Here is a 15,167-nt window from a genome sequence, read left to right as displayed (position 1 = left end):
CTCCCTACTCGGGAGCATCTCTGTTTTGCTTTTGTAGTGCTGTCCCCGCTCGGGTGCTTATATAATCACGCCAGCAGTGACAGCACTCAAACAAAAAATGTTTTTACCAAACTAAAATGCACCCTCCTACTCAACTAATTAGTAGTCATTGGTTCATAGCATACAGTCATTAATCGAAAATCTCACAAAATTGACCAATTACCAATTACCAATTACCAATTCCCCATTCCCAATGCCCTGCGCGGGCCAATTCCCAATTCCCAATTCCCAATGCCCCTAACAATAGGTTGATACATCTTCCTTGCAATCATCTGCCAAATAGCAGAGAGCTCGAAAGCGCATCCCCACCAATTGTTCGTACAGCGGGTTAATCTTGCACATCGCCGGAATGTGGACGATTTTGCGGCCAAATAACACGACATCTCGCTCAAACGGACACTGCGGTGGAATCATTTTGCAGACAAAACGTGCCACTCTCGGATCGTGAACTTCCCAGCCGTCAAGCCAATCTTTGACGGGTTGCAGGACATTTTTATGGTGAGGTTTATGTAGCCCCGATGAAAGCGGTGTTGCTGCATAATCAACGGCTGTTTGGCTGCTTGATTCCGGAGGCCGATCGCTGCTGTCTTCGATCGTGTGTCGCAGAGATTCGATCGCCTCCACGTTGTGACCCAAAGCTGTGCAAAAATTGTAAAGTACCTCGTCTTCCGAGAGCGAGTACGTACCGTCTGCTAAGGCTACCATGACTGCTGTTCTCAAAAAATTCTCCCCGTTGGTGGTACCTATCCCGAACACAGCAGCTAGTTCCTCTGCGGTAATCGGTTCAAAACCGGTCTCAAAAGATACCGGATTTAGTTCATCCTGAGTCAGGCTAGCAATCATTTTTTGCTCGTTTTCGTCAAAGTTGCCGTCAGCCCAAGCAATTGTCAGCAATCCCCGCAGCCAAGCGGCAATCTCTCTATCCGTGCAGTTCGATTTTGCGTTACTCATCAGCGTTTCCAGTTGGATGATATACCAGTCAAGTTGTTGGTTTGGAGCGGGATAAATATTCCCTCCTAAATAATTTTTACTGCTTTTTTGCTCGATCGATCTTTTTGTTGAAGGTTTGTGCCCGAAGATTGCTCCAAACGCTTGTAGTGGACGTGTTAAAAGCATATTTTGTTCTCAAGAGCTTCGCCAATTAGCGAGCTAATGTATGGTTTAATCCTCTTCCCCTAAAGTGTCGTCTATCTTGAGGAATAGGTTTTGTTGATTCATTGTTAAGTATAGTTGCACCGCTTGTAGATGGCGTATCGAATTTTACGTAATTTCAACGCCAGAGCGACCAAATTTATCGCAAGCAATCACAGGTTTGCCAAGATAGGATCTAATCAGCAAGCGGGTTTCTCACCCAGGGGCGATTCTACTTCGCTATGTTTACATTTTAATATATATATTTGTAAATTTTGTGTAAAAACTCCGCAACATTTGACAACAAGTTGTCTTTATAGTGGGGAAATAAAAAGAGTTGATGGAACTATTACCGCCTGTCAAGACCTGTGATTGCTGGGGCAGTTTATAAATCAGCCCGAGACGGAACAATAACATCAAATCAAGGTAGGTTGTTGCGCTTGGGCGCTCTTGTGAAGCGCAACAACCTACCTCAAGTATTAAAGGCACGTAGTTGCGCTTGGGCGCTCTTGATGAAAGAGCGCCCAAGCGCAACTACATACCTCAACTCTTACTTAGCTGCGGCGGCACAAAATCCAGCGCAATTCCATGGGCGGCCGTCCATTTGCCATCGGGAAAACATCTCTACCGGTGGCCCAACTCGGGAACCAGGGCGTCGGCGGCCAGGCTTCTTTTGGCAGGTGCTGGCGTTCGTATTCCCACACCAATTCGTCGGATATTTGGACTAAGGGCAAGCCTTCCATGGCGGAGGCGAGCTCTTGGGGTGTAAATAAAGTAGACCAGGAAAGTTGTGCAACTTGTCGCACGAGGGCGTCTGGCTGGTAGTCGCCGACGGTTAAGAATGTGCTGAATAGCAACACGCCTCCGGGACAGAGGAAATCGCACATTTTCGCGAGGAAAAGCCTTACTTGATCGATGTCCCGAAAATGCGAGATGACTTCGGCGGCAACTGCCAACTGGTAGCGGGCTGGTTTCATCCGCATTAAGGGATCGAGCACGTCGCCTTCTGTTACTGTGACGGGAAGGTTTTCGGCTGTTGCGGCTGCTTGCAGTTGTTCTGCAAAAGCTGGGGTTAGCTCGATCGCATCTACAGAATAGCCCAATCTCGCCAGCGGTAAGGTATTGCGCCCGGTACCGGCCCCCACGTCTAAGATGCGGATGCGATCGGGATTTCCCAATTTAGCAGCCGTTGCCATCAATTTTGCATCGGGATGGGAACCAAATAGAGGCGGTTCTCTGGTGTCAACCCAGCTTTTATATTGTTCTCCTACTGTTGAAGTAGTGACAATTACTTTGCAAGCTAAACCGGTTTGTGGCGGCTGCACTGATTCGTATTGCAGAATCATCATCGATGCTGTTGAAGTGCGGTAGCCCTGTTCTAATTTAGTCGCTAAAAGCTTTCTGAGTTCCTCTTTACGGTCTTCTGGCAGGGGTCTGTCGAGGGTGCTAAATAGCTTTTCGATTGACTTGAGATAGTGGTTTACCATTCCCGGTACGCAGGGGAAAATTAATTCTCCGCGTGCGGTGACGCGAGTGTTAATTTTGTAGAGGATGGCTTGCTGGAGAATTTCGGGATTGACTACCAGCGGCATTTGTTCGGTTTGGTCGATCGTGTTTTCGGCGCCCATAAGTTCCAGGAAGAAGGAAGAAGGAAGAAGGAAGAAGGAAGAAGGAAGAAGGAAGAAGGAAGAAGGAAGAAGGAAGAAGGAAGAAGGAAGAAGGAAGAGGCTATTGGTGTCAACAAGCGCGTTAAATGTAGTCTTCTGTTTGACGATTAGGCCTTCGATCCCCCCTAACCCCCCTTAAAAAGGGGGGGACAAGAGTCTTGTCAAAGTCCCCCTTTTTAAGGGGGATTTAGGGGGATCGAGACTTTGATACAAACCATAGATACAAAGGATTTTAGATGTAGGTAGACACGCTTTGAGAATAGGTTCGAGGGAGGTTTGTCGATCGCTGACTGTACAATTTGAGATTAAAAAAAAACAGATTATTTTGAAAAAATACGGTTTGTAGTGAGGACTTTAGTCCGCATCAATTTTTGCGGACTAAAGTCCTCACTACAAACCTGTCCGCATCAATTTTTGCGGACTAAAGTCCTCACTACAAACCTGTTTTTCGGAGATGATATTTAAAATATCGATCGGCTGTAGCGCATTTAAATTCATGGGGACTAAAGTCCTCACTACAAACCTGTTTTTCGGAGATGATATTTAAAATATCGATCGGCTGTAGCGCATTTAAATTGTATTTTTCAGAGGTGGAAAAAGCAAATCCTCTCGCCTTCTCCCCCTCTATCGTTTTCCTGTCAGCCATCACAGGCAATTTATAGATGTAGCAACTGCAAGCTGGGCTTAGTTGCTGCCGGTAAAAGTCACTTCGGGGAACCTTGACTGAGCCTCAGGCATCGGGCGCCGTCTGCCTTCTTCTTGCCAGTAGTTGATAACTTCTGTAGCTTGGTTGAGGATTTCGACGCGATCGTTGTCAGCAATCCAGTGTTTGGCTTCGAGTTCGTTTTTGAGTTCTTCCCACGCATCTTTGCGGGGCCAGAAAAAGTAAGCTGTCAGCGGGCTAGTTCCTTTGCCGACAACTTGGTCAACGGCGAGGGCAACATTCTCTTCTAGCCAGAGAACTTTTAAGATGAACTTGGACAAGCAAACCTCCAGGGTTCCGATCGAACTTATTAAAAATTTCTACAATCGCTAAGCGTAGCACATTCTGTTCAATAATGAGTCATCGGCGATTAAAAGTTTTGTCGCGCGGCTGGGTTTACCGCTGCTTAGGGGCTGGAAACCGATAAAATTTATGAACTCACTCGCCCCAGCTACAGGAATAATTAAGTTATGAGTAGATTTATTTTAGTTTTTGACATTGATGGTGTAGTGCGGGATGTGTCCGGTTCCTATCGGCGGGCGATCGCCGATGCGGTAGAACATTTCACGGCTGGTGCTTTTCGCCCGAATTCTGTGGATATCGACTCTCTCAAGTCTGAGGGTGTGTGGAATAATGACTGGGAAGCGTCTTTGGAGTTGGTTTGCCGTTATTTTGAGCGGATTGGGCGATCGCGAAATCAACTCGATTTCAAATATGACGAATTAATCGCTTTTTTCCAAAGTCGCTATCGCGGGAATGATGATAAAAATTGGACTGGTTATATTTGTGACGAACCGCTGCTGTTAAGTCCAGCTTACCTGGAAACTTTAACAATTGGAGGCGTTGCTTGGGGATTTTTTAGCGGCGCGATGCGAGATGAAGCAGCTTATGTTTTGTCAGGGAAACTGAGTTTAAATTCCCCCGTGTTAGTCGCCATGGAAGATGCACCGGGAAAACCCGATCCGACTGGACTTTTCGCAGCAATTGAACAGTTGGAAAACCTGCACGGTTTAGAAAGCAATTTGCCCGTAATTTACGCCGGAGATACTGTTGCTGATATTTACACTGTTGTGAAAGCGCGGGAATTACAACCGAATCGGCTTTGGCTGGGTGCAGGAATTTTGCCACCTCACGTTTTGGATGATTCTGCTCGCTGTGAATCCTATGCTCTGGCGCTAAAAACTGCTGGTGCAGCAGCAGTTTTCAGGAATGTCGAAGAATTGAATACTGCACGAATTGGAGAATTAGTTAAGTAAGAATCCAACCTGCTGCTGATTCCCAAAATACCTACAATCCCGGTCTAAAGCCATAAAAAAAAGGTTTGTAGTGCGGACTTTAGTCCGCAAAATGCTGCGGACTAAAGTCCGCACTACGAACCAATTTTACTGTCCGCAAAATGCTGCGGACTAAAGTCCGCACTACGAACCAATTTTACTGTCCGCAAAATGCTGCGGACTAAAGTCCGCACGTCCGCAAAATGCTGCGGACTAAAGTCCGCACTACGAACCAATTTTACTGTCCGCAAAATGCTGCGGACTAAAGTCCGCACTACGAACCTTTTTTACTGCGGTTAATGGCTCGGATGCGATATTACCAATTTTCCATTACCCATTACCATTTAGAGATTATTTCAAGTTCAAGAATTTGTCTAAGGCGCTAACAACAACTGGCGGCCAGCGGCGGGTTTTTGCCACCCAGTCGAGGTCTTTGTAGCGAGAATCGAGACCGACTGCGGCTACCCAATTGCTCTCAGCTTCACCGCGCTGTCCGACCTCCCAAAGACAGGCGCTGAGGGCTGCTCTCATATCAGCAAATTGGGGATATCTGCGGACAATGTTTTTCATGTTGCGAATTGCTTCTTTGGCTTGCCCGTTTTGATAAAGTGCGAGGGCGTGGTTGGCACGCGCAAAGGCATATTCTGGAGCTAATTCAAAGGCTTTGCTGTAGTCTTTAATGGCTATTTCCCATTGTCCTAAACCTGCTTCGGCGTTACCTCGGTTGTTGTAGGCGGCTGGATCTTTGGGGTCTAATTCTAGTACGTGATTGTAGTCGGCGATCGCATCTTCCCATTTTCCTAAACCTTCTAAAGCTGTACCGCGATTTAGGTAGGGATCGGGGGCATTGGGAGCTAGTTCGATCGCCTTTTCGTAGTCAGCAATTGCTAATTGTAGTTTGTTTTGGCTGACTCTCGAATTGCCTCGGTTGCTCCAAGCGGCGGCTTGTGAGGGAAATTTGTCAATAATTTCTGTCCACAAAGTTTCTGCGGCGGGAAATTTGCCTTCGTTTGTAGCCTCAAAAGCTTTCTGAACAAGTTCTCCTAATTCCTGCTGCTGAGGGGTGAGCTCTGTTGCTTGTAGTTGTGCGGCGGCGGGCGCGATATTTCCCAACCAAACTAACCCGGTTACAATTAATACTGTAAAAAATGTGAAAAGTGAGCGAATCATCTTTGGTGGCAGTTGAAACTTTACTTAAAGATATTATTAACCAAAATTCCGGCTATTGGTTCGATATGTTAGGACTAATTTTATGAAAAAACGCTTATTAATTTTGGGCGGAACGGGTGATGCTGTTGAATTAGCTGCCAGAGCTTCTCAAATTGCTGATATGGAGGTGATATCTTCGCTGGCAGGGCGGACTAAACAGCCTTTGACCCCAAAAACGGGTACGGTGCGGATTGGGGGGTTTGGTGGGGCTGCTGGGCTGGCTGAGTTTTTGCGTTGTAGCCCGATCGACTTTTTAATCGATGCAACTCATCCGTTTGCCGCGCAGATTTCAGCGAATGCTGCGGTGGCTGCGGTTGAGTGTAATGTCCCTCATTTGATGCTGGTGCGCCCACCTTGGGAGAGGGTGGAGGGCGATCGCTGGATAGAAGTCGCCAGCCACTCGGAGGCTGCAAGGGCTTTGTCAGGGCATTCTCGGCGGGTGTTTCTCACGATTGGGAGGCAGGAATTGGCGGAGTTTGCGGGTTTGGAGGATGTTTGGTGTTTGATGCGGGCGATCGATCCTCCAGCACCAAATACTCCTATTCCTCACGGTGAATTATTATTAGCAAGGGGGCCTTTTTCATTGGCAGATGAGCGGCAATTGCTCTTAGAATATCAGATTGATACAATTGTTAGCAAAAACAGCGGTGGCGCTGCTACCTATGCGAAAATTATCGCGGCTAGGGAGTTAGGTATTCCTGTTGTAATGGTGCAGCGGACTTTGATTCCCAATGTTGAGTGGGTTGCTGATGTGGCAGGGGCGATTGATTGGCTGATTCAGCAGTTGAAGTAAAACCATTATACATTTAAAGACAACAGGTTCGTAGTGAGGACTTTAGTCCGCATAAAGAAGGACTAAAGTCCTCACTACGAACCGATTTGATGAATTTTTTCCGAGTGCTGTTCAATGAGTTAAGATGATTGTTCAGGTTCGTAGTGAGGACTTTAGTCCGCATAAAGAAGGACTAAAGTCAGGTTGGTAGTGAGGACTTTAGTCCGCATAAAGAAGGACTAAAGTCCTCACTACGAACCTATTTGATGGATTTTTTACGAATGCTGTTTAATGAGTTAAGATGAGCGTTCATCTCTTGTAGATATCCTTTCAAAACTGGATACTGCGAAGTTGCGAGCAGCGCATCTTTTTTCTGAATGACAGTTATTTCTAACGGCAAAACGCGATACTTAGATTTATTGTTCAGAGTGTAGCGGTGTACCCAAGTCGGAATTATTTTGATGCTGGTGATTTCTGTAGTCTTTTCGGGGAATTTCTTGCGGATATTTATTTGCAAAATTACGCCTAAGTCAGTATAATCTTTGCTCTGCCCCGAGATGAAGTTTCCCATAGAATAAATTGCTACGGCTTTTCTTGTTTTCCCATTCTTACCTTTGAATTTAAATATTTTGTAAGGCTGGACGACGTGGGGATGGCTGCCGAGAATGATATCTGCACCAGCTTTTAAGAGGTTTTCAACTAATTGTTTTTGTTGGGCGTTTGGCTGTCGTTGATATTCGTCGCCAAAATGCAGGGAAATTGCGATCGCATCTGCTCCTTTTTTTCGGGCTTTGGCGATATCTTTGACTATCTGTTTTTCGTCAATTAGCGAAACTAAGTAATCTTTGCCTTTCGGTATCGGGATGCCGTTGGTGCCGTAGCTGTAGGCTAGCATTGCTAGCGATATGTTGTTTTTGGTGATGATTAAAGTGCGATCGCCCGCTGCTTTAGACTTGGCTGTCCCTGTTGATGCAATTTTGCGATCGCCCAAATTTGCGATCGTCCTAATTACCCCTATTTCCCCCCGATCCAAAGCATGATTGTTCGCCGTTGTCAAGATATTAAATCCAGCTTTTTTCGCAGCATCCAGTAATTGAGCCGGTGCGTTAAATAGCGGATATCCCGTATATCCGCCCGCATCTTCGCCCGCTAAAGGTGTTTCCAGGTTTCCCGTTACCCAATCGCCTTTTGACAGGATACTTTTAACTGGTGCGAAGAAGCTGTCAAAATTGTATGTTTGCTTTTTTGCATCGTAGCCCGATCGCGTTTGCGTAATGTGCATCATGATATCGCCGACAGCAATTAGTTGCGCTTCTTTAATCTCTGACTTGGGTTTAGCCGGCACAGATGTTGCCCTTGGCGATGGCGTCGGGCCCCGCAAGCTAGGAGTTTCTGTACGCTGTGTATTGGTTTTTGCCGTTTGGATGTCGCAGCTTGCGATCGAAACCACGGCAATTACCGAAAGCAACCGACGAAAAGTCATAACTTTTAAGAGTGATTTATCGGCATCTATGATATCATCATTATGCCTTGCACACCGTTGGCTGGAAACTAGGTTTTTCAACAAAAATATTGGCTAAAAACTCTCAATCTTCCTTAAAAAACCCGGGTTATTTGTTCGGATTACGCAATTTATAATGACTCGATTAGTTACACCCAAATAAATGACAAAAAAATATCTCATTATTGCCTTTATTGTTTTCTTCTCAATTACGGGTTTTGGTATTTTGAGTTACGCTCAGAGTTCGAGCGATCGACCTTTTGAATTTGCCTTAATTGGCGATTTGCCTTACAGCGCAGAACAAGAAGCAAAATTTCCGAATTTGATTGCAGATATCAATCGATCGCCCGCAGCCTTTGTCATTCACGACGGCGATATCAAAAGCGGTGGATCTGTCTGCGATGATGCAACTTTTGTCAGCCGCCAGCAGTTATTTAATAAATTTGAAATGCCCTTCATTCTCGCCTATGGTGATAACGAATGGACTGACTGTCACCGTTCAAATAACGCCAGTTACAACAATCCCATAGAAAGACTTGCTAAACTGCGAGAAATCTTCAGCAAAGGTACTCAAAGTTTGGGGAAACGTACCTTAACTCTCACCCGCCAAAGCGAAAATTCGCAGTTTGCTAAATATCGTGAAAATGTCCGCTGGATTTATAACGGGATAACATTTTTGGCGATAAATATGCCGGGAAGCAACAACAATTTTGGCCGGACTCCCGAACAGGATAAAGAATATGCCGATCGCAATTTCGCTAATTTAGCCTGGATTAAAGAATCTTTTGCTTCAGCAAAACGCAGCAACAGCAAAGGAATCATGTTAGTTGCACAGGCAAATCCGGGCTTTGAACTCGATCGAACCGACAAAAGAATAACCGGATACAACGATTTTATCGCAACTCTGGAAACAGAAACGCGCAATTTTCCCGGACAAGTCGTATTCGTGCACGGCGATACTCACTATTTCCGCATCGACAAACCTTTACCTCGTTTTGACGATGATACCCAACTCCCCAGACTGCTAAACTTTACCAGAGTTGAAACTTTTGGTTCTCCAAACGTGCATTGGTTGCGGGCTTTTTATGACCCCAAAAATCCTAACGTGTTTGAATTTAAACAGCAGATTGTTCCCAAAAATTAGGCAAATTAACACCAGTTGTATCCCAGATAAATATTGTTTCGCTTATACTGAAGATCGCTAGCATGGAGGAATTTATTTATGACGATCGCAACTGAGCGCATCACCGTTGAAGAATTTCTGAAATTGCCAGAAACTAAACCAGCCAGTGAATACATTCAGGGTGAGATCGTACAAAAACCTCTGCCGAAAACAAAGCACAGCCTATTGCGATCGAGAACCTGTAACGAAATTAATCAGGTGACGGAAACTCCCAAGATAGCTTATGCTTTTCCAGAGTTGCGGTGTACGTTTGGCGGGCGCTCGATTGTTCCCGATATTTCTGTACTATTGTGGGAACAAATTCAATTTGATGAGAGTGGCGAATTAGTAGACAATGTGCTAATTGCACCGTATTGGGCGATCGAAATTCTATCGCCAGAACAAAGCTCAAACCGCGTAACTAAAAAAATTATTCACTGTCTCGAACATGGCTGTCAGTTGGGATGGCTAGTCGATCCAGGCGATCGATCGATTTTAGCATTTTTACCCAATCAACAACCGCAATTTTGCGAAGGTAGCGATGTCCTTCCCGTGCCCGAAATCATTCCCTTGAATATCACCGCCGAACAAGTATTTAGCTGGTTGAGAATGCAAGCATCAACGACAGGTTCGTAGTGAGGACTTTAGTCCTCATCAAAACAGAGGACTAAAGTCCTCACTACGAACCTTCACCTAAGCACGCAATCGCATTGCTGATTGACAGTATGAATCGAGTTCTGCCCAAAAAGTCTATGTTTTACTCAAGGGTAAAAAATGTGAATTCATACCCAAGTTCAGCAACGCCAAATTTTCGCTACTTATCTCTAATTTCCCAGCGGTGGAATCTTAGCCAAAACGCCTTTTTTCAGAGCTTGAGGACGCTCAGACCAAGGTAACAAACCATCCGGCTTAGCATAGTATTGACCCGCGCATTCGAGTACAGCCTCGACACTTTCCGGCTCATTGGCAGGCAAATCACCAAACAGATAAGTATACTTTCCAGCAGCAGCAAAAGACACCGCACAAGAATGACTGCAAGCACTCATGCACTCAACTTCTAGAATATCAAACTGCTCGCAAAACTCCCAATCTTGAGCGAGTTTCGATAAGTCTTCCATGAATTGTTGACCGCCGCTTTTACCTTGGCGCTTGCCGTCTTTCCAAACACTAGCGCAAGCAGTACAAACTAAAAGACAGTGTTTTGTGCGTACAACAGTGTTTCGTTTAGTTCCATTCATCATCCATACCTCGTAGATGCGTTCAAAAGTTAGTTAGATATCGGCGGGCATTCTGACTTCAAAGGCGAAGGACTAAAGTCCTTACTACAAGCCTTATTACAGTTGCGGGACAGCGCCGGACTTGCACCGAACTTTCCCCGTTTCCTCTGGCGGCTGCTCCCCGCTAGAACCGATCGCGAATTCAAATCCTATCATACTTGCCGCCCTTTCCCAAAAAAGTTATCTTGGTAAAAGCAAGTTTTAATATCTACCCACATAAATTAACCCCGTTCGTAGTAAGGACTTTAGTCCTCTGATATTTCTGCGGACTGAAGTCCTCACTACGAACCTTATGAACGATTTTCCCAACTTTTCCCAACATGGCTATCAAGTAACCCGCGAACTCGGATACAACAGTTTGGGCGGCCGCGTCACCTATCTCGCCACAAAAATTAACACAAACAAGTCCGTTGTAATTAAGCAATTTCAATTCGCCCAATTAGGTGCTAGCTGGACAGAATACGATGCTTACGAACAGGAAATCAAAGTGCTCGAAAGTTTGGATTTCCCGGGAATTCCCCGCTATCTCGATGCTTTCGGGACTGACAGCGGATTTTGCATGGTGCAGGAATACAAAAATGCCGAAAGTGCGATCGCCCGTAATTTCTCGCCGCCGGATATTAAACAAATTGCGATCGCCACTTTAGAAATTCTAGCTTACCTGCAATCCCAAAAACCGCCCGTAATCCACCGCGACATCAAACCAGAAAACTTGTTAATCGATGACGAGTTAAATGTTTACTTAGTAGACTTCGGTTTTGCGCGCTTAGGAGGCGGAAACATCGCAGCCAGCAGCGTTGTCAAAGGCACAATGGGATTCATGCCGCCGGAACAAATGTTTAACCGGCAATTAACAGAAGCATCCGACTTGTACGGCTTGGGCGCGACGCTAATTTGTTTGTTGACTGGTACGAAATCTGGGGATGTCGGCAACTTAATCGACGATAATTATAGCATTCATTTTCGGCATTTAGTACCGCCATTGCAGCAGGGTTGGATGAACTGGCTGGAAACAATGGTAGCGCCGAGAATTCAAGATAGATACAAGTCGGCGGCTGATGCTTTGACGGCTTTGAGGTCTCTTGATGCCAGCAGTTTGCCGAAAGTGAGGCTTGAGCGCGATCGCATTCAATTTACCGCCACAGAATATGGAGAAATCTTAACACAAACTATTGCCATTAGCAACCCAATTCCCGATACAATGCTTTGTGGCAGGTGGGAAGTCGCGCCGCATCCGAACGATCCGCCCCACACGCCCTACGACCACTCTTGGATCTCCTTTGAACCGCAGGCATTTGAAAGCAATAATATCGAGTGCACAATCGCCGTCGATACGAGCAAATTGCTGGAAAGTCAAACTTACAACCGCCAAATCATCTTGCGCGCAAATTCTGAACCCGAAACTCATACAATAGAATTGCAAGCTACAACAGCCCCGCTGCCCGTACCGCAAAAAACTAATTTTTTGTCGGTATTCAGGCTGATTTTTATGTTCTGTTTGATATTAGCAAGTTTTATGTGCTGTTTGCTGTTAACAGTTTTCATATTTTACTGGATTGATTATCAGTTCGTCCCTCCGGAGGTTGACATCTTTTTGTATTCTGGGACTACTACTATCCTGCTTCCAATCTGTTTTACCAGTGGCTTATTGGGATTTTTAGTCGCCGAAATCGCCATTACAGCCCAATCAAACAAATATGATTTTAATTGGTTTCTAGCTTTATGTGGAGGGTTAATAGGATTGATTTTTTCGGGTTTTATTAGCAGCATACTAACCAGTCTTCTTGTTGATATCGCGAAGGGTACGATCGATTATCAATTAATAAATTTTGTGTATGCTGGGTCAGGGCTGGTTTCGATCCCAGTAACTTTACTTGCAGCCTTAATACTAGGACGAAGGATTACGAATCTTATGATCGAAAATGTTACAGTAGCAGTTATTATGCTGCTTTTATCATTTTCATTGTATACTCAGACCGTTAGATTCGTCTTGATTCTAGCGCTGGCATCCCTGATTTACAAAATAGTCTATTCGGTATTTAACAAGCTGATTGACCAGCAGATAGCCAAACAAATTATTGAAGTAGATGCTACCAAAAGAGCTTTTCTTACTGCCGGATTTTGTATGAGTTTGTCTGTAGCATTTCTTCTGTTTATAAGATTAGATTTTTCCTTAAAAGGGGTTGAAACAATAGAAATATTAGTTGTAGGAGGAACGATAATAACATCTCTAGCCGTCACTGGAATTCCGTTAATTGACTCGCTCGTTTTTAAACCAAAAAGAATGCTTGCCAACTATCGCAAATCCCGACCAAATTTAATTAAACTGTAAAAACTTGTTCGCAGCAAGGACTTTCAACCTCAATGACTGAAGTCCTCACTACAAACCTTACCAAACATTAAGAGTCTGCATTCCTGCCTGTTGTTGGCGGATTGTTTCGAGAGTTCGCTTTAAATCCAACTTTTAAAAACCTCGCTATTAACTATCACAACTCTCAACTACTAACTATCAACTATCAACTATCAACTATTTACCTATGAATGCTTTTCCTGACTTTTCCAACTACGGCTATCAAATAACCCGCGAACTCGGACACAATCGCGCTGGCGGTAGAGTTACTTATCTCGCTACCGAAATTAATACCAAACGTTCCGTCGCCGTCAAACAATTTCAATTTGCCCAAACAGGCGCTAATTGGGCTCAATATCAAGCTTGCGAACAAGAAATTCAGATTTTGCGAGAACTCGACCATCCCAGCATTCCCCGGTATTTAGATTCCTTCCCAACTGCATCGGGTTTCTGCATGGTGCAAGAATACAAAGATGCCCCTTCCTTGGCAAATTCTAACCGCTGGAAGCCCGCACAAATCAAGCAAATTGCTATCTCTGTTTTAGAAATACTCAAATACCTGCAAAATCGGGTGCCACCAGTTATCCACAGAGATTTGAAGCCGGAAAATATCTTGGTTGATGACAGGATGAATGTCAGCCTTGTCGATTTCGGATTTGCTAGAATCGGGGGGGGAGAAGTGGCCGCCAGCAGCGTTGTCAAAGGCACTTTGGGCTTTATGCCGCCAGAACAAATGTTCAACCGCCAGCTAACAGTCGCATCCGATTTATACAGCCTCGGCGCGACGCTAATTTGCTTGCTAATCGGCATCAATTCTACCGAAATTGGCAGCTTGATGGACGATACCGGGCGGATTAATTTTAAACATCGCTTGCCGCAGCTAACTCCAGAGTTTCTTGACTGGCTGCAAAAAATGGTGGAACCTAATTTCAAACACCGCTATCCTTCGGCGGATGCTGCCCTCAATGCTTTGATTCCCCTAGAGGTAGTTCAGCAGCGTAACAAGTCAAAACTCGCACTCATATCAGTCGGATTATTAACAGCAATTGCTGCTATTTTTATTCCTTTGCTCTGGAAATTTGTCGATCTCAAACCAGTAATCACCGCAGAAAAGTTAAATACTCAGACTCAAGTGATGTTAACTGACGAATTAGAATCGAAAAAAACTAGAGATGTTTGGTCTTTGAAACAAAAAAAGAAAGTCTACTTTAGTGTAAGTGCTACTAACTTGCCAGAAGGAAAATATAGAAGTTATTGTAAGGTTGTCAACCCTGAAGGACTATTCGCAGCCCAGAGTCAATCTTATTTAAAAACGACGGGCGATCGATTAAATACTTGGTGCTGGTACAATTTTAAACAAGATGACAAACCTGGCAATTGGCAGTTTCAATTTTACTTAGGGGGTCAAAGAGTGGCGCAAAATAGTTTCAAGGTTTTACCTTAACATAGTTGTTCCGGGCTGGCATTTAATTTCTTTGCCGTCAAAAGTTGGCGGGTTCCAAGTTTCTGCATAAGTTCCGTTCTCGCGATCGCTCTCGCATATAGCACTAATAGTTTTTATTAGATTGCTACCCTTTTCTTTGTAAGCAAATACTGCGCCAGTGTAGGATCTCTCGGGGTTCCTATCAGTAGGTTTGGCGCTCGCGATCGCGCTTTCAAATTGTGCTGGTTCGCGGTGATTGTGCCTAGTTTGAACCGGACCCATTGATGAGACGATCGTGTAATTATAGTTCTTGGTCTGTTCTTTAAGTCCCAGACCCAATTTTGCAATGGAATCGCTAAATTGACCGTACTCTGCATAGTAAGCTTGCTGCCCTCTATTGATGCTTGTAATATACTGTCTGCCTTCTAAAAATGTCTGACCCCTTGGCGGGGACGAGGGCAGGGCGATCGTATTGAGTTTGAAATCGTAACATGACGCCATGATGCCAGCCACAAGCGCGCTGTAAATTGCAATCCTCGGCAGCAAACTGGATACTGACAATCTCGATTTTTTACTGGCTTTAACTACATTGACTGACATTTTTTTAACTGTCATAAAGTAAATTTGCCAAGCTTGTAGGGTGCGCCACAAGCACCCTA

General features: G+C 44.8%; 13 protein-coding genes and 1 riboswitch. Of the genes, 6 read left to right on the top strand and 7 right to left on the bottom strand.

Annotation, left to right across the window (positions count from 1 at the left end):
• Nucleotides 1–276 precede the first annotated feature (276 nt).
• The 3 genes from JGK39_RS15320 to JGK39_RS15310 form a co-directional block, all read right to left on the bottom strand.
• Nucleotides 277–1,155: a Mo-dependent nitrogenase C-terminal domain-containing protein gene (locus JGK39_RS15320; protein WP_293253402.1), complete on the bottom strand. Its 879-nt coding sequence runs from the start codon at nucleotides 1,153–1,155 to the stop codon at nucleotides 277–279.
• A gap of 569 nt (nucleotides 1,156–1,724) precedes the next feature.
• Nucleotides 1,725–2,798, bottom strand: a complete 1,074-nt coding sequence (locus JGK39_RS15315; protein ID WP_293253399.1) for a class I SAM-dependent methyltransferase — start codon at nucleotides 2,796–2,798, stop codon at nucleotides 1,725–1,727.
• 723 nt (nucleotides 2,799–3,521) lie between these two features.
• On the bottom strand, nucleotides 3,522–3,833 hold the full coding sequence (locus JGK39_RS15310; RefSeq protein WP_293253474.1) for a 30S ribosomal protein PSRP-3: 312 nt from the start codon (nucleotides 3,831–3,833) through the stop codon (nucleotides 3,522–3,524).
• 177 nt (nucleotides 3,834–4,010) lie between these two features.
• Here JGK39_RS15310 and JGK39_RS15305 point away from each other — a divergent pair, with 177 nt between their 5' ends.
• On the top strand, nucleotides 4,011–4,796 hold the full coding sequence (locus tag JGK39_RS15305; protein WP_293253393.1) for a TIGR01548 family HAD-type hydrolase: 786 nt from the start codon (nucleotides 4,011–4,013) through the stop codon (nucleotides 4,794–4,796).
• A gap of 369 nt (nucleotides 4,797–5,165) precedes the next feature.
• Here the strand turns inward: JGK39_RS15305 and JGK39_RS15300 are convergent, their stop codons facing one another.
• Nucleotides 5,166–5,984: a tetratricopeptide repeat protein gene (locus tag JGK39_RS15300; protein ID WP_293253390.1), complete on the bottom strand. Its 819-nt coding sequence runs from the start codon at nucleotides 5,982–5,984 to the stop codon at nucleotides 5,166–5,168.
• Nucleotides 5,985–6,066: 82 nt separating this feature from the next.
• Here JGK39_RS15300 and JGK39_RS15295 point away from each other — a divergent pair, with 82 nt between their 5' ends.
• The gene (locus JGK39_RS15295; RefSeq protein WP_293253387.1) at nucleotides 6,067–6,816 is read left to right on the top strand and encodes a cobalt-precorrin-6A reductase; all 750 of its coding nucleotides are present in this window, start codon (nucleotides 6,067–6,069) and stop codon (nucleotides 6,814–6,816) included.
• 238 nt (nucleotides 6,817–7,054) lie between these two features.
• Here JGK39_RS15295 and JGK39_RS15290 read toward each other — a convergent pair whose 3' ends face one another.
• Entirely contained in the window at nucleotides 7,055–8,278 is a 1,224-nt protein-coding gene (locus JGK39_RS15290; RefSeq protein WP_293253384.1) for a CapA family protein, read from the bottom strand.
• Nucleotides 8,279–8,459: 181 nt separating this feature from the next.
• On the opposite strand from JGK39_RS15290, the gene JGK39_RS15285 reads away from it, so the two are divergent.
• Together JGK39_RS15285 and JGK39_RS15280 are read left to right on the top strand one after the other, a co-directional pair.
• On the top strand, nucleotides 8,460–9,440 hold the full coding sequence (locus JGK39_RS15285; protein ID WP_293253381.1) for a metallophosphoesterase: 981 nt from the start codon (nucleotides 8,460–8,462) through the stop codon (nucleotides 9,438–9,440).
• Between the two features lie 78 nt (nucleotides 9,441–9,518).
• Nucleotides 9,519–10,094 carry a Uma2 family endonuclease gene (locus tag JGK39_RS15280; protein ID WP_293296730.1) on the top strand — a complete coding sequence of 192 codons (576 nt, stop codon included), beginning with the start codon at nucleotides 9,519–9,521 and terminating at the stop codon, nucleotides 10,092–10,094.
• A gap of 188 nt (nucleotides 10,095–10,282) precedes the next feature.
• On the opposite strand, the gene JGK39_RS15275 is transcribed toward JGK39_RS15280, so the two are convergent.
• The gene (locus JGK39_RS15275; protein ID WP_366048894.1) at nucleotides 10,283–10,699 is read right to left on the bottom strand and encodes a DUF1636 domain-containing protein; all 417 of its coding nucleotides are present in this window, start codon (nucleotides 10,697–10,699) and stop codon (nucleotides 10,283–10,285) included.
• A gap of 21 nt (nucleotides 10,700–10,720) precedes the next feature.
• Nucleotides 10,721–10,885, bottom strand: a riboswitch (cobalamin riboswitch).
• 142 nt (nucleotides 10,886–11,027) lie between these two features.
• Between JGK39_RS15275 and JGK39_RS15270 the strand changes: the two genes are divergently transcribed.
• Nucleotides 11,028–13,067 carry a serine/threonine-protein kinase gene (locus JGK39_RS15270; protein WP_293296728.1) on the top strand — a complete coding sequence of 680 codons (2,040 nt, stop codon included), beginning with the start codon at nucleotides 11,028–11,030 and terminating at the stop codon, nucleotides 13,065–13,067.
• Between the two features lie 205 nt (nucleotides 13,068–13,272).
• Nucleotides 13,273–14,529, top strand: a complete 1,257-nt coding sequence (locus tag JGK39_RS15265; protein ID WP_293253375.1) for a serine/threonine-protein kinase — start codon at nucleotides 13,273–13,275, stop codon at nucleotides 14,527–14,529.
• Here JGK39_RS15265 and JGK39_RS15260 read toward each other — a convergent pair.
• The gene (locus JGK39_RS15260; protein WP_293253372.1) at nucleotides 14,521–15,123 is read right to left on the bottom strand and encodes a type IV pilin-like G/H family protein; all 603 of its coding nucleotides are present in this window, start codon (nucleotides 15,121–15,123) and stop codon (nucleotides 14,521–14,523) included. The two genes, JGK39_RS15265 and JGK39_RS15260, sit on opposite strands and share 9 nt — an antisense overlap.
• Nucleotides 15,124–15,167 lie beyond the last annotated feature (44 nt).

Origin of the sequence: Microcoleus sp. PH2017_12_PCY_D_A, assembly GCF_020738565.1 — a bacterium.
In the GTDB taxonomy this organism is placed as follows: domain Bacteria; phylum Cyanobacteriota; class Cyanobacteriia; order Cyanobacteriales; family Microcoleaceae; genus Microcoleus.
The sequence above is the reverse complement of the archived record's forward strand: the minus strand, read 5'-3'. Positions and strand labels throughout refer to the sequence as shown.

Coding starts and splice junctions, on each gene's coding strand:
- JGK39_RS15320 (WP_293253402.1), bottom strand. CDS start 1,155: ATGCTTTTAACACGTCCACTACAAGCGTTTGGAGCAATCTTCGGGCAC.
- JGK39_RS15315 (WP_293253399.1), bottom strand. CDS start 2,798: ATGGGCGCCGAAAACACGATCGACCAAACCGAACAAATGCCGCTGGTA.
- JGK39_RS15305 (WP_293253393.1), top strand. CDS start 4,011: ATGAGTAGATTTATTTTAGTTTTTGACATTGATGGTGTAGTGCGGGAT.
- JGK39_RS15300 (WP_293253390.1), bottom strand. CDS start 5,984: ATGATTCGCTCACTTTTCACATTTTTTACAGTATTAATTGTAACCGGG.
- JGK39_RS15295 (WP_293253387.1), top strand. CDS start 6,067: ATGAAAAAACGCTTATTAATTTTGGGCGGAACGGGTGATGCTGTTGAA.
- JGK39_RS15290 (WP_293253384.1), bottom strand. CDS start 8,278: ATGACTTTTCGTCGGTTGCTTTCGGTAATTGCCGTGGTTTCGATCGCA.
- JGK39_RS15285 (WP_293253381.1), top strand. CDS start 8,460: ATGACAAAAAAATATCTCATTATTGCCTTTATTGTTTTCTTCTCAATT.
- JGK39_RS15280 (WP_293296730.1), top strand. CDS start 9,519: ATGACGATCGCAACTGAGCGCATCACCGTTGAAGAATTTCTGAAATTG.
- JGK39_RS15275 (WP_366048894.1), bottom strand. CDS start 10,699: ATGATGAATGGAACTAAACGAAACACTGTTGTACGCACAAAACACTGT.
- JGK39_RS15270 (WP_293296728.1), top strand. CDS start 11,028: ATGAACGATTTTCCCAACTTTTCCCAACATGGCTATCAAGTAACCCGC.
- JGK39_RS15265 (WP_293253375.1), top strand. CDS start 13,273: ATGAATGCTTTTCCTGACTTTTCCAACTACGGCTATCAAATAACCCGC.
- JGK39_RS15260 (WP_293253372.1), bottom strand. CDS start 15,123: ATGACAGTTAAAAAAATGTCAGTCAATGTAGTTAAAGCCAGTAAAAAA.